Origin of the sequence: Neisseria sp. P0019.S003 (assembly GCF_051957115.1) — a bacterium.
GTDB classification, from domain to species: Bacteria; Pseudomonadota; Gammaproteobacteria; order Burkholderiales; family Neisseriaceae; genus Neisseria; species Neisseria flavescens_D.
The window spans coordinates 470,598-493,756 of record NZ_JBQCWT010000001.1; the positions used below are offsets into that span (position 1 = coordinate 470,598).

At 47.0% G+C, this 23,159-nt stretch carries 20 protein-coding genes and 1 pseudogene; 7 read left to right on the forward strand and 14 right to left on the reverse strand.

Going from position 1 to position 23,159, the window contains the following annotated elements; all coding sequences use genetic code 11:
- Positions 1–53: 53 nt before the first annotated feature.
- Positions 54–2,807 carry an autotransporter domain-containing protein gene (locus tag ACTHTS_RS02245; RefSeq protein WP_440369091.1) on the reverse strand — a complete coding sequence of 918 codons (2,754 nt, stop codon included), beginning with the start codon at positions 2,805–2,807 and terminating at the stop codon, positions 54–56.
- A 459-nt stretch (positions 2,808–3,266) separates the two neighbouring features.
- Positions 3,267–3,641 (reverse strand): annotated as a pseudogene (locus tag ACTHTS_RS02250) (AAA family ATPase); the annotation flags it as partial.
- Positions 3,642–4,003: 362 nt separating this feature from the next.
- Here ACTHTS_RS02250 and ACTHTS_RS02255 point away from each other — a divergent pair.
- Positions 4,004–5,443 (forward strand): transferrin-binding protein-like solute binding protein, encoded by a 1,440-nt coding sequence (locus ACTHTS_RS02255; protein ID WP_440369092.1) that lies wholly within the window; start codon positions 4,004–4,006, stop codon positions 5,441–5,443.
- Positions 5,444–5,502: 59 nt separating this feature from the next.
- On the opposite strand, the gene ACTHTS_RS02260 is transcribed toward ACTHTS_RS02255, so the two are convergent.
- Positions 5,503–6,297 (reverse strand): thymidylate synthase, encoded by a 795-nt coding sequence (locus ACTHTS_RS02260; protein ID WP_440369093.1) that lies wholly within the window; start codon positions 6,295–6,297, stop codon positions 5,503–5,505.
- 414 nt (positions 6,298–6,711) lie between these two features.
- On the opposite strand from ACTHTS_RS02260, the gene gdhA reads away from it, so the two are divergent.
- Complete coding sequence (gene gdhA / locus ACTHTS_RS02265) at positions 6,712–8,046, forward strand: NADP-specific glutamate dehydrogenase (protein WP_440369094.1); 1,335 nt, start codon at positions 6,712–6,714, stop codon at positions 8,044–8,046.
- Positions 8,047–8,110: 64 nt separating this feature from the next.
- On the opposite strand, the gene recG is transcribed toward gdhA, so the two are convergent.
- The 3 genes from recG to grxC all read right to left on the reverse strand — a co-directional run bounded on the left by recG (position 8,111) and on the right by grxC (position 10,965).
- On the reverse strand, positions 8,111–10,150 hold the full coding sequence (recG, locus tag ACTHTS_RS02270; RefSeq protein WP_440369095.1) for an ATP-dependent DNA helicase RecG: 2,040 nt from the start codon (positions 10,148–10,150) through the stop codon (positions 8,111–8,113).
- 101 nt (positions 10,151–10,251) lie between these two features.
- Positions 10,252–10,686 (reverse strand): protein-export chaperone SecB, encoded by a 435-nt coding sequence (gene secB, locus ACTHTS_RS02275; RefSeq protein WP_003745844.1) that lies wholly within the window; start codon positions 10,684–10,686, stop codon positions 10,252–10,254.
- Positions 10,687–10,707: 21 nt separating this feature from the next.
- Positions 10,708–10,965 carry a glutaredoxin 3 gene (gene grxC, locus ACTHTS_RS02280; RefSeq protein ID WP_003684090.1) on the reverse strand — a complete coding sequence of 86 codons (258 nt, stop codon included), beginning with the start codon at positions 10,963–10,965 and terminating at the stop codon, positions 10,708–10,710.
- A gap of 237 nt (positions 10,966–11,202) precedes the next feature.
- On the opposite strand from grxC, the gene ACTHTS_RS02285 reads away from it, so the two are divergent.
- A complete protein-coding gene (locus ACTHTS_RS02285) occupies positions 11,203–12,696 on the forward strand; it encodes an Rne/Rng family ribonuclease (protein ID WP_107858142.1) in 1,494 nt (497 codons plus the stop codon).
- Positions 12,697–12,751: 55 nt separating this feature from the next.
- Here ACTHTS_RS02285 and ACTHTS_RS02290 read toward each other — a convergent pair whose 3' ends face one another.
- The 4 genes from ACTHTS_RS02290 to ACTHTS_RS02305 form a co-directional block, all read right to left on the reverse strand.
- Positions 12,752–13,420: a DUF3108 domain-containing protein gene (locus tag ACTHTS_RS02290; RefSeq protein WP_440369096.1), complete on the reverse strand. Its 669-nt coding sequence runs from the start codon at positions 13,418–13,420 to the stop codon at positions 12,752–12,754.
- 28 nt (positions 13,421–13,448) lie between these two features.
- Positions 13,449–14,075 (reverse strand): phosphoribosylglycinamide formyltransferase, encoded by a 627-nt coding sequence (gene purN / locus ACTHTS_RS02295; RefSeq protein WP_440369097.1) that lies wholly within the window; start codon positions 14,073–14,075, stop codon positions 13,449–13,451.
- Between the two features lie 96 nt (positions 14,076–14,171).
- The gene (locus tag ACTHTS_RS02300; RefSeq protein WP_070504422.1) at positions 14,172–14,987 is read right to left on the reverse strand and encodes an FKBP-type peptidyl-prolyl cis-trans isomerase; all 816 of its coding nucleotides are present in this window, start codon (positions 14,985–14,987) and stop codon (positions 14,172–14,174) included.
- A 160-nt stretch (positions 14,988–15,147) separates the two neighbouring features.
- Positions 15,148–16,413 (reverse strand): Glu/Leu/Phe/Val family dehydrogenase, encoded by a 1,266-nt coding sequence (locus ACTHTS_RS02305; RefSeq protein ID WP_070504425.1) that lies wholly within the window; start codon positions 16,411–16,413, stop codon positions 15,148–15,150.
- Between the two features lie 421 nt (positions 16,414–16,834).
- Here ACTHTS_RS02305 and ACTHTS_RS02310 point away from each other — a divergent pair, with 421 nt between their 5' ends.
- The 3 genes from ACTHTS_RS02310 to ACTHTS_RS02320 all read left to right on the forward strand — a co-directional run bounded on the left by ACTHTS_RS02310 (position 16,835) and on the right by ACTHTS_RS02320 (position 18,347).
- Positions 16,835–17,548, forward strand: coding sequence for a phosphoglycolate phosphatase (locus ACTHTS_RS02310; RefSeq protein WP_440369098.1), 714 nt, complete (start codon positions 16,835–16,837; stop codon positions 17,546–17,548).
- Between the two features lie 100 nt (positions 17,549–17,648).
- A complete protein-coding gene (gene recX / locus ACTHTS_RS02315; protein ID WP_440369099.1) occupies positions 17,649–18,110 on the forward strand; it encodes a recombination regulator RecX in 462 nt (153 codons plus the stop codon).
- Positions 18,111–18,185: 75 nt separating this feature from the next.
- Positions 18,186–18,347, forward strand: coding sequence for a hypothetical protein (locus ACTHTS_RS02320; protein ID WP_308904055.1), 162 nt, complete (start codon positions 18,186–18,188; stop codon positions 18,345–18,347).
- 117 nt (positions 18,348–18,464) lie between these two features.
- Here the strand turns inward: ACTHTS_RS02320 and ACTHTS_RS02325 are convergent, their stop codons facing one another.
- The 3 genes from ACTHTS_RS02325 to gmk all read right to left on the reverse strand — a co-directional run bounded on the left by ACTHTS_RS02325 (position 18,465) and on the right by gmk (position 21,603).
- Positions 18,465–20,621, reverse strand: a complete 2,157-nt coding sequence (locus tag ACTHTS_RS02325) for a RelA/SpoT family protein (protein ID WP_440369100.1) — start codon at positions 20,619–20,621, stop codon at positions 18,465–18,467.
- A 104-nt stretch (positions 20,622–20,725) separates the two neighbouring features.
- Positions 20,726–20,932, reverse strand: a complete 207-nt coding sequence (gene rpoZ / locus ACTHTS_RS02330) for a DNA-directed RNA polymerase subunit omega (protein WP_003682294.1) — start codon at positions 20,930–20,932, stop codon at positions 20,726–20,728.
- Positions 20,933–20,985: 53 nt separating this feature from the next.
- A complete protein-coding gene (gene gmk, locus ACTHTS_RS02335; protein ID WP_440369101.1) occupies positions 20,986–21,603 on the reverse strand; it encodes a guanylate kinase in 618 nt (205 codons plus the stop codon).
- A gap of 168 nt (positions 21,604–21,771) precedes the next feature.
- Here gmk and ACTHTS_RS02340 point away from each other — a divergent pair, with 168 nt between their 5' ends.
- Positions 21,772–22,332 (forward strand): adenine phosphoribosyltransferase, encoded by a 561-nt coding sequence (locus ACTHTS_RS02340; RefSeq protein ID WP_003682296.1) that lies wholly within the window; start codon positions 21,772–21,774, stop codon positions 22,330–22,332.
- 45 nt (positions 22,333–22,377) lie between these two features.
- On the opposite strand, the gene ACTHTS_RS02345 is transcribed toward ACTHTS_RS02340, so the two are convergent.
- Positions 22,378–23,115, reverse strand: a complete 738-nt coding sequence (locus ACTHTS_RS02345) for a toxin-antitoxin system YwqK family antitoxin (protein ID WP_003686026.1) — start codon at positions 23,113–23,115, stop codon at positions 22,378–22,380.
- Between the last annotated feature and the right edge of the window lie 44 nt (positions 23,116–23,159).

Sequence of the window (23,159 nt, forward strand, 5' to 3'; positions counted from 1 at the left end):
GTTGACGAAACCGTTGCAGATTGTTTCAAATAAGTATCAATTCCATGAATTAATCAGAATTTAACGCCCAAATGAAGACCTGCACCTCGTTGGCGACCGCCGTAAACCTGCAAGGCCGTATTCAATTGTTTACCGCCCAATTGGTAATTTACTCCTGCTTCACCCAAAGTGGTCCCTCCTTTCATAGTCGGACTAGGTAAGGATAAGCCTTGATATTGAGCGCGTACATGACCACTCCATTCTCGTTCATGAGCTAAACCAAAATGCAATTTTGTTTTGGCTAACTGATGGTTATATTGCACACCAATACGGCCTCTTTGAGAACGAACTGAAGAAAAATGATACGTTTCGCCTGAATTCAACTTAGCTTTATCACTAGATGTATGGGAGTCAAAGTATTTAATATAAGTGTCTAATGAATTTAGACTGCCTAGCTGCCAAATCTTACCTGCACCGATATGGCCCGCTATGTAATTGGATTTGCTGTCATAGTTGACCTGGTTGCCATTAGCATGCACGAAATCGTTACTGCGGTAGTCTCCTGAAACACGGCCGATACGAAGGCTGCCTTGTATATACAAGCCATTGTTCCACAAGTAATTCCCAAATGTATTTGCACCTAAGTACCAAGCTTTACCCTTACCTCTGGTACCGTCGTCCAAATGTGATGTATAACGAGTATAACCGTATTCAGCAGCGATACCATATGTTAGATTACCCAAGCCTAAAGGTTTATTCCATGCATAACCTGCATCAAATGTCATACCTTTCAGTTTTACATGACTGCCTGTCGTTACTTCACGGTTATCAGCACGGACATTAGCAAAGCCATTAGAACCGGTATTTGCTTTGTTTTTATCTACATTGGTATTTTGATAGAATGATTCCAAACCGCCTTCCAAAAGGTAAGCTGAACCACCATTAATCAATGCTGGCGCAACCAAACGACCTTGCAACAAAGATTTGGTTTTTGGGTTGACGTTAGCAGATGGCATTGTGGTGTCAGTATTGTTGGAGGCATTGTTCTTATCCCCTGTACCAGTATTATTCACAGAGCCATTGTTGTTAGCTGGAACGTTTATGCTGTCCTTAATATTATTTTTTTGGAATACTAAATCTAGGTTTCTTGACTGCTCGTCCACTCTAATATCTGCCAAATCATGAGTCAGAGTAACGCCTTGATATACCTTTCCTTGCCCTTTCCATGCGATTTCCCTGGTGGGATCTACCTGTATCAAATGTACAATATCTCCTGCTTTCAAAGCAGTATCTCCCGGCACATAGCTGTTAACGGTAGCATTACCCAAATCTATAACTGAATCAAAATCCCCTTCAATACCTAACAGTTTCAATGCGATATCTTGATTACGGGTATTGTTGGGCAGATAAAAATTGTAGGTATTGAAATATCCAACTTTACCAGCAGATATGCTGTTCATTTCTATCGGTTCGTTGATGTTACCCAAATTCAACGTATTACCGACACTTTTATTATTGCTGACACCACCATAGAGCTTACCGGAAACTTCGCCTCTGCCCAAAAGCGTAACGATATTATTATTAGCTTCTTCTGTTGCCCCCCCTCCTAAGAGGTTGGCAATCTTGAAATCTCTATTAAGCAGAACTTTATTGCCATTTGCACGTGTGACTGCCACCCCTCCGACAAGCTTATCTCTCACTGTCGCATTACGGCCGAGCATAACAGTATTGTTGTTTGCCTCGCTCTCCAAGCCAGCTTGACCGCCCATAACCTCATCAGCAGTCAGGTTTGCACCTATCGTTACCAAATTTTCAGAAACATTGCTGCCATTCCAAGCGTAACCGCCACGTATCCTATTAATATTTGCATCTTTGCCGATTCTGAGTTCATTTTTGTTTACAATAGCTTTCTCTGTGCCATTACCCGCAACAACATTAAATATTCTGCTACGGTCTCCGATAGTCACGCGGTTTTCGTTTTCTGTATTATCAGGGATGACACTGGATTCTTTGCCTGAACTACCACCCAATACCTGTGCGGCATAAAAATCATCTCCGATATGAACGATATTGGAGTTAGTGACAACAGGAACATAATCAGTTTGATGTCCTGCGCTGCCGCCTGTAACAATTCCACCAAGTATCAACTGATCGTCGGGAAGTTTCGGACCCACCCTGACATTGTTACCGATATAGACTTCGTTGAAGGAAGATAGCATCCCATCCGAACCGCCAGAGACACTTCCTGTTACAACCGAATTATCTCCAATATGAACACTGTTGCTGGAGGAATCTATTTCAATATTTTTGAGGCCGGCTTCATCTGTCTTTACGGGACTAGCAGAACCACCTTCAACAAAACCATTTATTATTGCATTAGCTCCAATACGCACAGCATTGAAAATAGCACTGGATTCGTTCGATGAACCGCCCTCAACAAATCCATTATCTTTTTCCGTACCAATTTGGACATTGTTTCCTATCACCACTTCATTGTGATTAGCTTCTTTCCGAGTGGAGCTTCCGCCAATAACAGCGCCTGAAACATGGGCTTTGTGTGCAATATTGACACGATTCTTATTAGCAGAGCCTTTGTAGGCACTACCACCAATAACATCACCATCTAATTTCTGTCTTAGTCCTACTGATGCAGAGCAACCGTTGGCATTTTCATTGCTAAAAAAACTTTCACTACATCCATAAATCGATGCTGCCTGGGTATATATCGGAAACATACCTGCCAACATACAAGTAAGAGTAGTTAATGCTGTACTCAATTGATGATTATTGTTTTTTGTCATAATCGAGTTAGTTTTTTTAATACGCATGTTTTGTTCCTTTAGAAATTGATGGCAAATGTGAAGAATACGACTTAAATAAAAAATTACTGCGTTACCGTAAGCCTAAGGGGAAAGATCTCTGAAATATCCACAGCAAATTGATTACCACCTTAATAATAAATCTTTGTGCTATACCAAAGCGTATCGCTTTGCTATTTTTATTTCAAACTACTGGTTTATCATAATAAGTTTATAACAATTTATCAAGCGGTGTGATTTTTTAGATTATCGGTACATTTATTATCTTCAGTGGTTTGTTAGAAGTATTCTTTAACTACAACAAATCCTGCTTTCTTTGAAAATTCTATGGAAATATACCATTTACACTCCACTTAAAATTCAAAGATTTATACAATCTTATGATATTCGTAGTGTTGCCTCATTTTAACTAAGTTTCAAAGCAATGATATTATTATTGATTAATTTTGTACTACTTTGTTTCTATACGCGGCGGCGCACGGCCTGATTGTTGATGAAATATGTCGATTCGCCCTGACGCGTCAGCTGCTGCTTGATGCTCACCTCGGCATACTGCCCCCACGCCCCCTGCAAACTGTGATCGCTGTTGTCAAACACCAGCTCCACCGAAGCCCTCGGCGCAGGACGGCGCGTCGCCGCACCGTTAAAAATCACGTCCTGCATACTCTCGCCGCGAAGCTGCTTCGCCGAAGCCTCGCCCAACACCCAACGCACCGCGTCAATCACATTCGACTTGCCGCAGCCGTTCGGCCCGATGACCGCAACAAGCTGCCCTGGCACATGAATCGTGGTCGGGTCGGTAAAAGATTTGAAGCCGGAGAGTTTGATGTGGGTAAGGCGCATGGCAATGTTTCGAATCGGAAAAGAAGGCGTATTTTAACGGAAATACGCTTATCCGTTGAGAGAAAAGCATCCATAAAGTCCGACTGCTTTTTTATCTTCAAAAGGCCGTCTGAAAAGTTTGTTAAAAAGAAACAGACCAGCTATCGAACTCACTAAAATATTCAAAATAAATCCATATAAAACAATTAACTAAAAAAACACCCACCCAACCACCTTCCCTTTGATTAATTTTTGTACAGAAATGAAAACAAACTGTTTATTTTTTTATGATTTATGGTTATTATCGGGCATTAAAGGTTTAAAAATCAGATAAACGATCTCTCCGACCTTTTCATCAAGCGAATAACTATACAGGGAATCTCATGTCAAACATCCAAACCAAACTTAAAACCATCGTTTTTACAGCCACCAGCGCAGCCATCTTGTCCGCATGCGGTGGTGGCGGAGGCGGCGGTTCATCTGCTTTAAGCACCGGCTCGACCCCTACCAATAATACCGGCAACTCTGCTAGCAACAATGGTAATCCTACCAACAATAACAGCAATGCCAACACTCCGAAAGCGCCGTCTACTACGCTCACCAACAGTGCCGACAAGCTTGCCGAACTGACCGATGAAGCTCCAATCGATCCGGCCAACGTTAGCCAGCCTTTGCACACACATTTCATCTCCTCCAAAGGTGCGCAGCAATCCAACCCCAACGTACAAATCCGCAGAGATGCCGCAGGCAAAATGTTCCAAACGGACAATCAAGACCGCAACCAAAATGGCCTGATCAGTTCTATTGACTTTAACAGCAATGATGAAGTCAAAATGGACGGCGTTGTGTTATTTAACAAGACCACTGATGGCAACGCAACCCAACCTACATGGACAAGCTATGCTTCTGTTATTGCCAAAGTATATTCAAAAGGCAATACTCAAACTGATGTCAGCGAACAAACAGGCAAAGAGAAAAATACCGAATTCGCATACGGTAAATCAACTTTGGATGAACGTATTGTTGAACTTTATAAAAAGTTAAAAGCCGAAGAAGAAAATCTAAAAAAAGAACAAAACTCAGAGTCTGGCCAAATTGATCATGACAAAATAAAGGAAATTGAAGCTAAAATTAGAGACTTAGACGCTTTATACAAAAAAAATCTGCAACATCGCACTAATCTGGCAACCTTTAATAAAATTGACAGCGATAATTTAGCCTACTTCCGCACCGATAAAAACGGCTTAGTTTTTGACAAACAATTCGACGGTGTCTATGTCATCAATTTTGATGACGGCACCAAAATTGTGTTGCATGATCCTTCTGCGGCCGGCTGGACATATCAAACCTTCGCACATTACACCGACCCTAAAGGACATGTATATCAAGGCTATCAAAGCTTGGGCGATGAAACTGTCTTCACGACCCTGCCTGCTAAAGGTACAGCCACCTATAAAGGTATTTCCACTGCCTATGTGGTTACCGACAATAACAATCGTCAGTTGACTTCCAATGTCATGGCTATCGTTGATTTCGGCCTCAAAGGTGTCCGTTTTGAAACGTCAAACTCACACTTCCATACTTTGGAAAATGGTAAGCGCGTATCCAAAGCAGATAAAAACTACGATTTCAAAGGTACGGCAAGCTGGAAAGACGGCAACCTCTTCTCCGGTAAAGTCAGCACGGCTGATGACAAATTAAGCGGCAACCTGAACGGCAAATTCTATGGCCCCAATGCTGCTGAAATCGGCGGCACTTACGGCTTAAAAAACAAAGATGCAACCGAACACTTAATCGGTGGCTATGGCGCGAAACGTCAATAACCCTGCCTAAACAAAAGGCCGTCTGAAGTTTCAGACGGCCTTTTTATTTTTAACTTGAATTACACCGATACGGCTGCTTTGATGTGCGGATGCGGATCATAGCCTTCAAGCTCAAAGTCTTCAAATTTGAAGGCAAACAAGTCTTTGACTTCAGGGTTGATTTTCATGGTTGGCAGGCTTCGGAAATCGCGGCTTAATTGCAGTTGGGCCTGCTCGATATGGTTGCTGTACAAATGGGCATCGCCGAACGTATGGATAAACTCACCGGCTTCCAGTCCGCACACTTGCGCCATCATCATGGTCAACAATGCGTAGCTGGCGATGTTGAACGGTACGCCAAGAAAAATATCGGCGCTGCGTTGGTAAAGCTGGCAAGACAGTTTGCCGTTGGCAACGTAAAACTGAAACAGCGCGTGGCAAGGTGGTAAGGCCATTTCGTCGACCAAAGCCGGATTCCATGCCGATACAATCAGACGGCGCGAGTCGGGATTTTTCTTGATTTGTTCCACCACGTTGGCAATTTGGTCGATATGGCGGCCGTCGGGTGCAGGCCAGCTGCGCCATTGGTAGCCGTAAACCGGGCCTAAATCGCCGTTTTTGTCCGCCCATTCGTCCCAAATGGAAACGTTGTTGTCTTTCAGGTATTTGATGTTGGTATCGCCTTTGAGAAACCAAAGCAGCTCATGAATAATCGAGCGCAGATGCAGTTTTTTGGTGGTCAACAGCGGAAAGCCTTCACTCAAATCAAAACGCATTTGGTAACCGAACACGGAACGCGTGCCGGTGCCGGTACGGTCGGATTTGTCGATACCATTGTCGAGAACATGGCGCATAAGGTCGTGATAGGCTTTCATGTGTTTCCTTAATGTATGTGTTGTGGGAATTTCGTGTGTATTGTACCGAATTTTCAGGCGGCCTGCCTCTCTGTCTTCAATGGGGCGACCTTCCCCATATTCGCGTAATACACTCATTAACAATGTTGACAATTCAGCACCGATTTACACAAATTTTTGAGCTGAATGAAATTTTTACAAAAAAATTTTCAATATTTTCTAGTTTAATTACTAAGCATTTTATTTTTATTATAATATATTTAATAAAATATTTTTAAATATTTTTGATTAAATTTGAAATATAATTCTATTTTTACAAATTGGTAAAAAAATAATGTCAACAATCTAGGCAAAATTTTTCTTGGCAAGTAAAATTTTTACGGCTATATTTCAAAACATAAATATTGAAATATCTCACTCAATAGGAGTAGAAAAATGACCGATCTGAACACTCTATTTACCAATCTCAAACAACGCAACCCCAACCAAGAACCCTTCCATCAAGCCGTTGAAGAAGTGTTCATGAGTTTGGATCCGTTTTTGGCGAAAAACCCAAAATACACCCAACAAAGCCTGCTTGAGCGTATTGTTGAACCGGAGCGCGTGATCATGTTCCGCGTCACTTGGATGGACGACAAAGGCCAAGTCCAAGTCAACCGTGGCTACCGCATTCAAATGAGTTCCGCCATCGGCCCTTACAAAGGCGGTTTACGTTTCCACCCGACCGTCGATTTGGGCGTATTGAAATTCCTCGCCTTTGAACAAGTGTTCAAAAATGCGCTGACCACCCTGCCTATGGGCGGCGGCAAAGGCGGTTCCGACTTTGATCCTAAAGGCAAATCAGATGCCGAAGTAATGCGTTTCTGCCAAGCCTTTATGACCGAACTCTACCGCCACATTGGCGCCGATACTGACGTTCCTGCCGGCGACATCGGCGTAGGCGGCCGCGAAATCGGCTATCTGTTCGGCCAATACAAAAAAATCCGCAACGAATTTGCTTCAGTCCTGACCGGCAAAGGTCTCGAATGGGGCGGTAGCCTGATTCGCCCTGAAGCCACCGGCTACGGCTGCGTGTATTTTGCCCAAGCCATGTTGGAAACCCGCAACGACAGCATCGAAGGCAAACGCGTGTTGATTTCCGGCTCCGGCAATGTGGCGCAATACGCTGCCGAAAAAGCCATCCAACTGGGTGCAAAAGTATTGACCGTTTCCGATTCCAACGGCTTTGTCCTCTTCCCTGACAGCGGTATGACCGAAGCACAACTGGCCGCTTTGATCGAGCTGAAAGAAGTACGCCGCGAACGCGTGGCCACTTACGCCAAAGAACAAGGCCTGCAATACTTTGAAAACCAAAAACCGTGGAACATCGCGGCCGAAGTCGCCCTGCCTTGCGCCACCCAAAACGAATTGGATGCAGATGCTGCCAAAATCCTGTTGGCAAACGGTTGCTATGTGGTTGCAGAAGGTGCGAACATGCCGTCAACTTTGGGCGCAGTCGAACAATTTATCAAAGCCGGCATCCTCTACGCTCCGGGCAAAGCCTCCAACGCCGGCGGCGTAGCAACTTCAGGTTTGGAAATGAGTCAAAACGCCATCCGCCTGTCTTGGACACGCGAAGAAGTCGACCAACGCCTGTTCGACATCATGCACAACATCCACGAATCCTGCCTGAAATACGGCAAAGTCGGCGACACAGTAAACTACGTCAATGGTGCGAACATTGCCGGTTTCGTCAAAGTTGCCGATGCCATGTTGGCGCAAGGTTTCTAAACCCCTATCCAGCCAAACTAAAGGCCGTCTGTTTTCAGACGGCCTTTTTCTTTTCATGCAAATTTTATACGCCCAAATAACCTTCCCTACTGGAAAGCCATCTTGCCAAATGCGCTTCGACGATTTCAGGGTTTTGTTCAATCAGCAAAGGGGCGATTTCGCGCGCTTGTTCCAAAAGGTGTAAGTCTTCTTCAAGGTTGGCGAAGCGCAGCATGGGAACGCCGCTTTGACGCGCACCGAGAAATTCACCGGGGCCGCGGATGTTGAGGTCTTGACGGGCGATTTCAAAGCCGTCGGTGTGTTCGTAGATGACTTTCAGCCGCGCTTTGGCGAGTTCGCTCAAGGGTTCAGCAAACAGGAGGACACACACGCTTTCTGCCGCGCCGCGCCCTACCCGCCCGCGTAATTGGTGCAGCTGCGCCAAGCCCATGCGTTCGGCGTGTTCGATCACCATCAGGGCCGCGTTGGGCACATCTACGCCGACTTCGATGACGGTGGTGGCTACCAATACGTTCAGACGGCCTGCGGCAAATTCCGCCATGACTTCGGCTTTTTCGGCGGCTTTCATGCGCCCGTGTACCAAGCCGATGCTGAGTTCGGGCAAGGCCGTCTGAAGCTGCTCGAGGGTTTCGGTGGCGGTTTGCAGTTGCAGGGTTTCGCTTTCTTCAATCAGCGGACAGACCCAGTATGCCTGCTGCCCTTTGCGGCAGATGTTGAGGACGAAGCCTTCGACTTCGGCGCGGCGGACGTTGTTGACGAGGCGGGTTTTAATCGGGCTGCGCCCAGGCGGCAATTCGTCGATGACGGACACGTCCAAGTCGGCAAAGAAACTCATGGCGAGCGTGCGCGGGATGGGCGTGGCGGACATCATCAATTGATGGACGTCGCGCCCTTTGTTTTTAAGGGCGAGGCGTTGGGCGACGCCGAAGCGGTGTTGTTCGTCTACAATCACCAAGCCGAGATTTTGAAACTCGACGTCGTCTGAAAACAGGGCGTGCGTACCAACGGCGATTTTGACAGAGCCGTCAGCCAGTTTGGCTTTGGCTTCGTCTTTGGCTTTTTTGCGCTGACTGCCGGAAAGCCAGACGACTTCAAGGCCTAAAGGCTCAAGCCATTGTTTGAACTTGATGAAATGCTGTTCGGCAAGGATTTCGGTCGGCGCCATTACAGCCACCTGCGCGCCAGATTCGATAGCCGTCAACGCAGACAAAGCCGCCACAATGGTTTTGCCGCTGCCGACATCGCCTTGCAGCAGGCGGTGCATGGGGTGGGTTTGCGCCATATCACGGCAGATTTCGGAAACAACTTTTTCTTGCGCATCGGTCAGGGCAAACGGCAAGGCGTTGCGCAGGGCTTGAGTCAATGTGCCGTCGCCGCCCAATGCTGTGGCCGAGCCGCTGACACGCTTTTGCCGCGCCAAGCGCATGGAAAGCTGTTGCGCCAAAAGTTCGTCAAATTTGAGCCGTTGCCATGCAGGCAGCGTGCCGTCTGAAAGTTGATGAATAGTGAAACTCGGCGGCGGCGAGTGCAAAAGGCGCAGACTTTCGGCGAGGTGTGGCAGTTTCAGACGGCCTAATAAAGCATCAGGCAAGGTGTCGTGCAGCGGCGTAACATCCAAGGCCGTCTGAATAATGCGGCGCAAAGTAGGTTGGTTTAAACCGTTTACGGTCGGATAAATCGGCGTGAGGCTTTCTGCCAAACCGCTGCTCTCTGCATCGCGGATTTTAGGGTGAATCATCTCGTCGCCATGAAACCCGTGTTTGATTTCGCCCACAGCGCGGATGCGTTTGCCGACCGCCATCTGTTTCTGATTGCTGGCGTAAAAGTGGATGAAGCGCAGAAAAAGGATGCTGCCGGAACCGTCGGCGATTTGGACAATCAGCTGCTTGCGCGGTTTAAATGTCACTTCCTGATGAATAACTTCTCCCTCGACCTGACACGGCACACCGATCGGTGCATCCTTAATCGGCATGATGTGCGTCTCGTCCTCGTAACGCAACGGCAGGTGCAACACCAAATCCCATGCAGTATGGAGGTTGAGTTTTTCAAGCTTCTTGGCGGAAACATCGGTAATTTTGAGCTGTTTTTGGGTTTCGGGCGTCATCTTAAAAGGCAGCTGATTTAAAGTTTGCTGTATTTTATCCGAAAACAAAAAGGCCGTCTGAACGCAATGTTTCAGACGGCCTTAATTTAGGTATAACGCGATTAAGCGTTAGCTTCCTGTTGTTGTTGGTAGATGGCTTCGAAGTTGATCGGGGCAAGCAGTACAGGCGGGAAGCCTGCGCGGGTTACGCTGTTGGAAATGGCTTCGCGTGCGTAAGGGAACAGGATGTTCGGACAAGCAACGCCCAGCAGCAGTTGTACGTCTTCTTCAGGAATGTTTTCCAAACGGAAGATGCCGCTTTGGGTAACTTCGTTCAAGAACATGGTGCGCTCTTCGTTCAGTTTGGCAGTCACGGTAACGGTAACGTCAACGCTGTAGAAACCGTCTTCCAGTTTGGTGTTGCCGGTAGAAACGCGCATATCGACTTCAGGCTCGCCTTGTTCCAAGAAGATTTGTGGTGCGTGAGGCACTTCCAAAGACAAGTCTTTTACATACAGACGCTCAACGCTGAATACGGGTTGCAATTCTTCGCTCATTTTATTTTCCTAAGTTAAGGGTTAAGGATTCAGTAATTCGTCCAACTTGCCTTCCTGCTGCAAGCGGTACAAATCGGTAAAGCCACCGACATGGGTGTCGCCGATAAAAATCTGCGGCACGCTGCGCTGGCCGGAAAGCTGCTGCATTTCGGCAAAAACTTCCGGATTGCCGTCGATGCGGATTTCGTTGATTTCTTTCACACCCACCGCCTGCAACAGCCTTTTCGCCATGGTGCAGTACGGGCAATATGGACCGGTATAAACAGTAACGGTTTGCATGATTTCTTCCAAAATACCAATGTTCATGACTATATGGGCATAGGTGCTATTTTACAAGTGTTCCCGCCGTACGGTTGTAAAAAACATTCAGACGGCCTCTTAGCTATAAACATTTGTGCAGATGCGGAAAAACCATAATTAAAGTATGATAAGCGCTTTCGCAGAATGACTTTTGCCATTTGTTTTTTGGAGAAGAACACATCGCAAAAGTTTTTCTATTCAAAATCAGGTATCCCCATGCTTTCAGGAATTCCCATCCCCAAGGACGCCGTGCGTCCGTCCGAAACCGTCCTCGTCAACATCACTCCGCAAGAAACGCGTGTGGCTGTTTTGGAAGAGAACAATATCTGCGAGCTGCACATCGAGCGCAACAGCGGCCATAGCTTGGTCGGCAATATTTATTTAGGCGTCGTCAAACGCGTCCTTCCCGGCATGCAAAGCGCGTTCATCGATATCGGCTTGGAGCGCGCCGCGTTTCTGCATATCGTCGACGTCCTCGAACAACGCCGCAATCCGGACGAAACCCAACGCATCGAACACATGCTCTTTGAAGGCCAGTCTGTCTTGGTTCAGGTCATTAAAGACCCCATCAACACCAAAGGCGCGCGCCTGTCCACCCAAATCTCATTGGCCGGCCGTTTCCTCGTCCATCTTCCGCAAGAAGACCACATCGGCATTTCCCAACGCATCGAGGATGATGCCGAACGCAGCAGTTTGAGGGAGCGCCTCAACAACCTGCTGCCCGAAAACGCCTGCCACGGCTACATCATCCGTACCAACGCCGAAAACGCCTCCGATGACCAACTACAATCAGACATCAACTATCTGACCAAAGTGTGGGAACACATTCAAAAACAGGCGAAAATCCAACCGCCTGAAACCCTGCTCTATCAAGATTTGCCATTGAGCCTGCGTGTTTTGCGCGATATGTTCAGCCTCGATACGCACAAAATCCTGGTCGACTCGACTGAAAACCACCGCCGCATGACCCAGTTTGCCGAACAATACGTTCAAGGCGCATTGGGCAGAATCGAGCTGTTCAAAGGCGAACGCCCCCTATTTGAAACCCACAACATCGAGCAGGAAATCGCCCGCGCCCTGCAACCGCGCGTCAATCTCAACTTCGGCAGCTACCTCATCATCGAGTCCACCGAAGCCATGACCACCATCGATGTCAACACCGGCGGCTTTGTCGGAGCGCGCAATTTTGATGAAACCATCTTCCGCACCAACCTCGAAGCCTGCCACACCATCGCCCGCGAACTTCGCCTGCGTAATCTCGGCGGCATCATCATCATCGACTTCATCGATATGGCGCAGGAAGTCCACCGCGAAGCCGTCCTGCAAGAGCTTGCCAAAGCCCTCAGTTTCGACCGCACCCGCGTCACCCTCAACGGCTTTACCAGTCTGGGCCTTGTCGAACTGACCCGCAAACGCTCGCGTGAAAACTTAAGCCAAATCCTCTGCGAACCCTGCCCTTCCTGCCAAGGCCGGGGCCGTCTGAAAACGCCGCAAACCGTGTGCTACGAAATCCAACGCGAAATCGTCCGCGAAGCGCGCCGCTACGATGTCCAAGCCTTCCGCATTTTGGCCGCTCCGAATGTCATCGACTTGTTCCTAGACGAAGAATCACAATCGCTGGCGATGTTGATAGACTTTATCGGCAAGCCGATTTCGCTGGCAGTCGAAACCGCCTACACGCAGGAACAATACGATATTGTGTTGCTGTAAAGATAAGGCCGTCTGAAAACTTTTCAGACGGCCTTCTTGTTTGAGCAAATAAAGATTACGGTTTCACTACTTTACCGTTGATTTTGACGGAAGTCAGTTTCAGGTTGTAGGTTTTACCGTCATCGGTATAACTGATTTGCGCAGGGATATTGTTGATATCGGAAGCAAAAGAGTAAGTAACGGTATCATCGCCACGGCGAACGCGATATTTGCTCACAGGCGTTGTGTCGCCGTTCAGTTTATAGCTTTCACTGCCGATTTTGTTCATGCTGCCAAGAGTGTACAGTTTTTTACCGTTGGTAATCTTTAAACCTGACGGCAGACGCACGTCATTTGCGGCCAGTTGCCATGCCAAAGTGAACAAGTCCATGGCCGGACCGGATTTTTTGGTTTTCAAATTACCTGCTTTGCCGTAAGTAATGTTACCGCCAGAAAATTTGGCCTCGGCATACAATTCACCGCCGCGTACATCTTTGTAGTAAGACGGATACAAGGTCGTGCCGTTGATACTGCCGCCGGATTCAAAGCGGATATTGTAAAGCGGTACTTTGATGGTAGAAACGATTTTGTATTGGCTGCCGCTGCGGGTGAAAGTCATGGTCGCAGGAATATCGTAGCTGCCTGAGTATTGCAAAACGGCAGATTGCGGCAATTTAGCGGCTTGTGCGCCGATAGAGGCAGTGAGTAAGGAAAGTGTCAATAAGGTCGTTTTAATCGGATTCATGATGTTTTCCTTGTGTGTATAGTGTTAATTAAGCCAACAGGCTTTGACCAGTGGCATTGCGTTGTGCATTCAAAACGCGGTTGCCTTCAATTTTCAGACGGCCTGCAACGAAATCAGCAACGGCTTGCGGAAAAAGCTGGTGTTCAACCGTCAGCACGCGTGCGGCAACGTCGTCGGCAGTATCGCCGTCCAAAATAGGCACAATGCCTTGCGAAATAATCGGGCCGCAATCCAGCTCAGGGGTTACGAAATGGATGGTGCAGCCTGCCACTCGGCAACCTGCTTCCAATGCGCGCTCATGGGTATGCAAACCGGTAAAGGAAGGCAGGATGGACGGATGGATATTGATCAGGCGGTTTTCATAATGGGCGCAGAATTCCGGAGTCAAAATGCGCATAAAACCCGCCAACACCACCAAATCCGGCTGATAGGCATCGATTTTTTCCATCATGGCCTGATCGAATGCCAGGCGCGAGTTAAAATTTTTATGGTTCAAACTGTCGGTGGCAATACCGCGCTCTGCCGCCCATGCCAATCCGACTGCGGTCTCGCTGTTACTCAATACGGCTGCAATGTTGACATCAGGAATATTAGCATTCACAATCGCCTGCATATTGCTGCCGCGTCCGGAAATAAGGATGACGATATTTTTCATCATAATTCCTTGTTGGTTTGGAACAAAGGCCGTCTGAAACGGAATTTTTCAGACGGCCTTTTATCCGTTGTTTAAGGGCGTAAGCCTTGATTCGGATTATTGAACTTTTTGTACGTCAACTTGTACAGGTTGTTGCGCAGCAGCATCAGGCGCGCCGACTTTAACCAGTTTCACGTCAAATACCAAAGTAGCGTTCGGGCCGATTTTATCGCCGGCACCCACTTCGCGGTAAGCCAATTTAGCAGGGATATAGAATGTTGCTTCACCGCCTTCTTTCAAGAGTTGGATACCTTCAGTCCAACCTGGAATCACTTGGCTTACAGGGAAGCTTACAGGGCCGCCGTTGGCTTTGCTGCTGTCAAATACGGTACCATCAATCAGACGGCCTTCATATTCAACGGTAACCATATCGTCTTTAGTCGGTTTTTTGCCTTCGCCTTCTTTGGTGATTTTATATTGCAGACCGGAAGCGCTGGTTTTCACGCCTTCTTTAGTCGCGTTTTCTTTCAAGAACGCTTCGCCTTTTTCCAAGTTTACTTTGGCATCTTCAGCACGTTTGGCAGCCGCTTTTTCTTGTTGCTCTTGCAGGAACTTCATCATCACTTCCTGAGCTTGGGCTTCAGTCATTTTAACTTCTTTGCCTTCAAACATGGCTTCCATGGCTTCGGTGAAGACTTTCAAATCGATTTCTGTACCTTGGTCTTTCATTTGTTTCAATGAACGGCCGATGTCCACACCCATTGCGTAGCTGGCTTGTTGGGCAGTAGAACCGATGGCGGAAGCATCTGCAGTCGCATTTGAAGCTGCGGAAGCAGCAGGAGCATCTTTAGCGGCAGTGTCTTTTTGGTTGCAAGCAGTCAGTGCCAACAAAGCAGACAAAGCCAATGCGCTGAATTTGAAAGTTTTGTTCATGATTATGTCTTTTCCGGAAAGGTCAAAAAAGGGGATTATAGCTGAGTTTGATTGAAATGGAATCAAGGTGGATTAAAATTTGTAAAGGCTCTTATCAAAAACATTAAGGCCGTCTGAAAACAGGTTTCAGACGGCCTACTCTTAGCTATCGCTCAAACGATTAATACCAGCCGCGCAGTTTCATTGCTTTTTCAACACGACGGATACTCATCATGTAAGAAGCGGTACGCAGGTCGACATCGTATTCTTGAGCCAAGTTCCAAATATCGCGGAACGCACGGCGCAGGACAACGGTTTCTTTCTCTTGAACTTCGTCAAACTCCCAGTAGTAGCCTTGCAGGTTTTGTACCCATTCAAAATAGGATACCACCACGCCGCCGCAGTTTGCCAAAATATCAGGAACAACCAATACGCCGTTTTGACGCAGGATAACGTCTGCTTCAGGAGTAGTCGGGCCGTTTGCGCCTTCAACCACGATTTTCGCGCGGACTTTACCGGCGTTTTCAGAAGTCAGTTGGTTTTCCAGCGCGCAAGGGGCGAGTACGTCCACATCCAAAGCCAAAAGTTCGGCATTGCTGATTTCTTTGCCGTAGCCGGCTTCGTTGGTGATGAAACCTTTGGTTTGGAATTCTTTGATGATTGCTTCCATATCCAAGCCGTTTTCATTGTAGATGGCAACGTCAACAGTAGATACAGCAACGATTTTCGCACCGGCTTTGTGTGCATAGTAACCGGTGTGGTAACCCACATTACCGAAACCTTGAATGGCGTAAGTGGCACCCTTCACGTCTTTGCCCAGTTTTTCCAAAGCTTGGACGGCGGCGAAGTTTACACCATAACCGGTGGCTTCGGTACGCGCCAAGGAGCCGCCAAACTCAACCGGTTTGCCGGTAAATACGCCCGGCGCGGAATGTTTCACCACGTTTTCATAGGCATCAACCATCCAAGACATGATTTTGCCGTTGGTGTTCACATCAGGGGCAGGAATATCGATTTTCTCGCCGATCAGCGGAGAAATGGCTTCGGAATAAGCGCGAGCAATGCGTTCCAATTCCGCTTCGGAATAGTTACGCGGATCCAAAGTAATACCGCCTTTACCGCCGCCGTAAGGAATACCGGCCACGCAGCATTTGATGGTCATCCAAATAGACAGTGCTTTGACTTCGTCCAGATTTACATTGGGATGGAAGCGCACGCCGCCTTTGTAAGGGCCGACGGCATTATTGTGTTGTGAACGATAGCCGGTGAAGTTTTCTACTGTACCGTTGTCGAGTTTGACAGGGAAGTTGACTTCCAAAACACGTTGCGGCTTTTTCAAGATTTCAAATACTGCCGGGTCGGCATTCAGGCGATCGCAGGCAATTTTTACTTGTTTTTGTGCAATTTCAAACGGATTCAGTGTTTCTTTAACAGCAGATGCGGACATGTATTTTTCCTTTTCATACACATGATTAGACGAGAGCCATACTTGTTACTATATACAAAAACAGGAAAAAATGTAATAGCATGTAGTCGATAAAAAGCAAATCCATTCATTTATATATAAATTTAGTTTGAGGCCGTCTGAAAATATCGGCATGCCGACCAAAAAATTTTCAGACGGCCTAGTATAAATGCTCATCAAACCATTCAAAAAAACACACAAACCCTTTGTTTTTTAATGCCTACCAAACCACCCTTTTTGTTGACAAAATCCCTTCCATATTCCAAATAGGCTAACAGCCTCACACCAGCAAAAATTGTTAACAATTTAAACAAATATCCCTTTAAAGAATCAGCAAAACATCGGCAAATCAGGCAAACAATGTTAAAATAACCACTTAAATAATATGACAGAAAGCTACTCAATGACCACTGCTGCTTTAGAACACGTTCAAGCCGTTGCCTTTGATTTGGACGGTACCTTATGTGATTCCGTTCCTGATTTGGCCGCAGCAGCCCAAGCCATGTGTGCGCACTTGGGTTTACCTGTTTTGCCTACCCAAACGGTTGAAAGTTATGTCGGCGACGGCATCAGCAAGTTGGTTCATCGCGTCATTAGCAATGATCGTGAAAAAGAAGCCAATCCTGAAATCTGGGAAAAAGGTTTTGTGTTCTTTATGAAATATTATCGCGAACACTTGAGCGACTTTACCCGCCCCTACCCTGAAACCGAAGCCGGTCTCGGCCTGCTCAAGTCCTTGGGTATTCCATTGGTTGTCATTACCAATAAAAATGAAATTCTAGCTGCTGAGTTGCTGAAGCAGCTCAATCTCGACGGCTATTTCAGCTTGGTTCTCGGCGGAGACAGCCTGACTGAGAAAAAACCCAGCCCATTGCCGCTTCAACATGCGGCCGAAGTTTTGGGCATCGACGTTGCCAATATGCTGATGGTGGGCGACTCCAAAAATGACATTATTGCCGCCAAAGCGGCCGGTTGCTTCAGTGTCGGCGTAACATTCGGCTACGGCGACATGACCTTACTCTCTCAAGACAAAGCGACCAAACCTGATTTGTTGATTCGAGCCCTGCCTGAAATCTACGAAAATCTACAACCACAAAAGAACAAAGACGAAGAATAGTTCGGCTTTATTTTCAGACGGCCTTTTCGGTGCTTTCACCTAATCAGGCCGTCTGAAATGTAATTCAATGTAGTTAAACTCCCTCCTCTTCCATATCCCCATGAAACCTCCCAAAACCTTACGCGCCCACGCCTTGGATATTCTTTCTCGTCAGGAAGTCAGCCGTGTCGGCTTGAAACGCAAACTGGCTCCGCACGCTGAAAGCGAAGAAGAATTGGAAAAGGTTTTGGACGAATTTGCCGAACGGAATTGGCAATCCGACCAACGTTACGCAGAAGCCTATATTCACAGTAAGAGCAACCGTTATGGCACGCTCCGCCTCAAGCAAGCCTTGGCGCAACAAGGTATCGATGCAGACGACTGTCGGGAGTTCCTACCCGACAGGGAGGACGAGTTGCAAACCGCCATTTCGGTCTTGCGTAAAAAATTCAAGCAAGAAGCCCAAGATTTGAAAGAAAAACAAAAACAAGCGCGTTTCCTTGCCTATCGCGGCTTTGGTGCCGACACCATTCAGACGGCCTTAAAAACCGCGTGGAATGAAGACGAAGACTTCTATCAATAATCATTCCCACTTGAATCTTTGCTTCTATCGGCGTAACCTTACACTTTTATTCAATAATTCAATCAGAGCTTCATTATGTCCGACAAACCACACGATACATCCAATCCCCTACTCGAAGACGAACGCAAAAACCCTGTTTACCGCTTGGGTCAGGCAGTAGCCGGGTTCATGTTGCTGGTTTGGGCCGGCGTTTTGGCCTTGGTTTTCTTCTTGGTTTTCCGTTTTTGGTTGAATTAAACCCAATCCAATTACAAAAAAGCCATAAACCCTCTTAAAAAAGCCAACAGCTTTTATTTATAAACATCAAAAAGGCCGTCTGAAAACACTTTCAGACGGCCTTTGCTTATAACGAGATTATCCTCGAATCACTTTGCGGATATTCGGATTGGCATGCATTGCATGAATAATCTGATTAACCTGATCCAAGTCTTTGACTTTAATTGTGAATTTAAATTCCACAAAACCTTCCGTTCCTGCTTGCGCTTTGGTTGGCGTATCGACAGATTCGATATCCGCACCGGAATTGGAAATCGCTTGCGCCATTGAAGCCAGCAAACCATGCGCATCTTCGGATTTGACATTGAGGATGGTACGATACGTTTGATTGCGCAAACTGTCCCAACCCGCATCAAGTTGCTCTTCCGGATCGGCTTTGACCAAAGTTTGACAGGTATCACGGTGGATAATCATACCCTTGTCTTTGACCAATAGAGCGCGGATCGCATCACCTGGAATCGGATGGCAACATTCGGCAAAATGAATCCGGCCGGTTTCCTGATCGTTGACTTTGATCGGGCTGAGTTTGACCGCGCTACCAAAATGTTGGCCAGCCAACTCGGCAATGTGCATGGCAACGTGTACCGGCAAAGTATGTCCCATACCGACATTGTAGAGAACCTCTTCAAACGAGGTTTGTTTGGTATTCAAATCGGCAAGGTATTTTTCTTTGAGGTCGTCTGAAAGCAAAACATCTTTAGGCAGCAGGCTGGATAAAGCTTTTTGCAGCAGGTTCTCACCCAAAACAACGGCATCGTGACGATTCAGATTTTTAATGTATTGGCGGATGGCACTGCGCGCACGGCTGGAAACGGTAAAGTTCAGCCATGCCACATTAGGTTTGGCGTGTTCGGAAGTAATGATTTCTACCGTGTCACCGGTTTTCAGCTTGGTGCGCAACGGCATCATGACGTTATTGATACGCGCAGCAACAGTTTTATGACCGATATTGGTGTGAACGGCATAGGCAAAGTCAATCGGCGTCGCTCCTTTAGGCAAGGTAAGGATATCGCCTTTCGGGGTAACAATATAGACTTCGTTGGGGAACAAATCGACTTTGACATGCTCCAGAAACTCGATGGCATTTGAGCTGCTGGCTTGCAGGTCAAGAATATTTTTCATCCATCGGTTCATATGGAGGACGGCTTGGTCCGGAGTATTTTCACCGGATTTGTAAATCCAATGGCCGGCAATACCGCCCTCAGCCACAGCATCCATTTCACGCGTACGGATTTGCACTTCAATCGGCAAACCGTAAGGGCCGACCAAGGTCGTGTGCAGGCTTTGGTAGCCGTTGCTTTTCGGAATAGCGATATAGTCTTTGAAACGGCCGGGCTTGGGGTGGTATAAATTATGCAATGCACCCAACGCGGCATAACAGGCAGGAATGCTGTTTACAATGACCCTAAAGCCGTAAATATCCATCACTTCGGCAAAACGCAGCTTTTTAGCCAGCATTTTTTGATGAATGCTGTACAAGTTTTTCTCACGGCCTTTGATTTTGGCTTCAATATTGATACCGACCAAACGCTGACTGAATGCACGCAACACTTTGCCGACAACATCGCGGCGATTTTTGCGGCTGTTGTCCATGGCTTTTTTTAGGGTTTCGTAGCGTCTTGGGTGGAGGTTTTGGAACGATAAGTCTTGAAGCTCTTGATACGCATTGTTCAGGCCAATGCGGTTGGCGATTTGAGCATAGATTTCGAGGGTTTCTTTGGCGATGCGGCGGCGTTTTTCCGGACGCATAGAGCCAAGGGTGCGCATATTGTGCAATCGGTCGGCAAGTTTGACGACGATGACGCGAACATCTTTAGTCATGGCGAGGATAAGCTTGCGGAAACTTTCCGCCTGATGCTCGGCATGATCTTCGAATTTGAGCTTTTCCAGTTTGGAGAGGCCGTCTACCATTTCGGCAATGGTATCGCCGAATTCTGCTGCCATTTCGACTTTGGTTACACCCGTATCTTCCAATACATCATGCATAACGCCCGCGCAGAGGCCTTGAACATCCATGTGCCAAATCGCAAGCTGCGTGGCAACGGCAAGGGGATGGGTGATGTAGGGTTCGCCGCTTTTACGGGTTTGTCCGTCATGGGCGTGGAAAGCGTAGGCAACGGCTCTTTCAAGCTCGGCCTGCTCATTGGTATTGAGATAGGATGCGGTGCGAAACAGAAGCTCGCGCGCTTCTGCTGTCAACGGATCATAGGGGGCGGTAGGCAGTGGGGCTGGCATTTTCAGACGGCCTTTTATGGCTATTTTTAAGCCGTCAGACTGTATCGGTTGTGATATCGCACCGATACAGTCCGCGCGGCGGTTTTATCGGTTTGCCGGTTGGTTTATTTATTGCGGGTCAGCAGCTCGGTTCCGATTTGTCCGGCAGCGATTTCGCGCAGGGCGGTTACGGTTGGTTTGTTGTTGCGGATGTCGTCAACCAAAGGCGTATTGCCGTTTTCTAATTGGCGTGCGCGACGGGCGGCAACAAGTGTAAGGTCGAAATGGTTAGGGATTTTACCTGTGCAATCTTCAGTAGTAATACGGGCCATGTTTGCTTGCTTTCTTTCTATGTTTCAAATAAAACGGTTATTTTCGCTGTTTTTTACGAATTTTCCAACAGGTTTGAGATAAACCCCTGTTGAGAGGATTTTTTCAGACGGCCTGCTTTAATAATGTGGAACAAATCGGCTTCGGCACGATCCAAATCGTCATTCACGACAACGTAATCGAACAAAACGGATTGCTCAATCTCATGACGGGCTTTTGAAAGGCGTGTTTGAATAACTTCTTCGCTGTCTGTACCACGGCCGATCAAACGTTGCGCTAAAATTTCAAAGGAAGGCGGCAGGATAAAAATACTACTGGCTTCAGGCAACGATTTACGCACTTGCGCCGCACCTTGCACATCAATTTCCAAAATTACGTCATAGCCCTCTTCGCTCAACGAATTTACGCCGGCGATGCTGGTGCCGTAATAATTGCCGAATACATTGGCGTGTTCCAAAAAGGCTCTTTGATCAATCAGCGATTCAAATTCTTCTTTGGGAACAAAGTGGTAATGCACACCATGTGCCTCACCCTCACGCGGCTGGCGCGTAGTATGAGAAATGGAAACACGAATGTCGTCATGATTTTTCAACAGGCGCGACACCAAGGTCGTTTTACCTGTGCCGGAAGCGGCAGAAATGATGTAAATATTGCCTTTTTTATGATTTTGCATGGTGGTTCAGCCGATGGTATGTATCTGTAAATTATAACACAACACAATGTTTCTCGGAATTTCAGACGGCATGTTGCAAAATTTGGCTATTGTATCGATTAATTTGGCAAGTCCGCATATGACCGCTACAATATCGTGTTAAAAACTTTTTGATTTCGGAATGTCGAGATGTTGATTCATCCTGAAGTAATGGGCGTAGAAGCTTTGGCGGACAAAATCCGTAAAATTGAAAACTGGCCGCAAAAAGGGATTTTGTTTCATGACATTACTCCCGTTTTGCAAAGCGCAGAATATTTCCGCCTGCTGGTCGATTTACTGGTTTACCGCTATATGGGGCAAAAAGTTGATGTCGTTGCGGGCTTGGATGCGCGCGGCTTCATCATTGGCGCAGCTTTGGCCTATCAGCTGAACGTCGGCTTTGTCCCCATCCGCAAAAAAGGCAAACTGCCGTTTGATACGGTTTCTCAAAGTTACGCTTTGGAATATGGCGAAGCAACGGTAGAAATCCATACCGACGCCATCAAGCCGGGCGCACGCGTTTTGTTGGTAGATGATTTGGTAGCAACCGGCGGCACAATGCTGGCAGGTGTCGAGCTGATCCGCAAATTGGGCGGCGAAGTAATCGAAGCGGCTGCCATTTTGGAATTTACCGACTTGGACGGCGGCAAAAAAATCCGTGAAAGCGGCGCTCCGTTATTTACCCTATGTCAAAACAAAGGCTGTATGTAATAAAAAACCGCAAGCTGATCAGCCTGCGGTTTTTTATAATCAAAATTATTCAAGGACGTATCCGTCTGTATCCCAGAAAGTTTTTTTCACCAACTGGTCGTCTTTATAAACCAACTCGGATTTCTTCGCACCATCATCATACCAATCCAAAATAATGCCGCTACGTTTACCGTTGCGAATACTCAATTCAGACACGATGCGGCCATTTTCATCCCAACTGATGATCTCCGTCGGTTTGTCATTGCTCATCATCATTTCAGTTTTCGGACTGCCGTCTGAATACCATTGTTTCCAATGACCATTGGCTTTATCGTGCTTAAATTGGATTTCGCTTTCTTTCACACCATTTCGGTAATAGCGGGAACCCACGCCCTCACTCAGGCCATTTTGATAAGGCATCACCGCAGATTTTTTGCCGTTTGGATACCAGTTGACCCATTCGCCATGCGGTTTGCCGTTGCGATAGCTGCCAACCATCTTTTTCTGACCGTTGAAATGCCACAGGGTCAGCGTACCATTATCCAACGCCGGCACAAAAACCTTAATCTGACCGGCAGGTACTTCATAAGGATCAGAATATTTTTTCATCGATGGATAGTAAAAATCCTGCACTTGCGCCTTGCCTGCCTCAATCTTGTATTGGCGGACGTAAGCAACCGAAGGCATGGTCGCCGTCAGTTTACCGTTTTGATTGAAATAAACGGTATGTTGCTGGGCAAAGGCGGCAACGGGCATACTGAACAAGGCAGCAGCCAACAGGCCTGATTTTAAATAATTATTCATAATATAGAGTTTGGCAGTATATGTTCTACAAACAGTCAGTAATA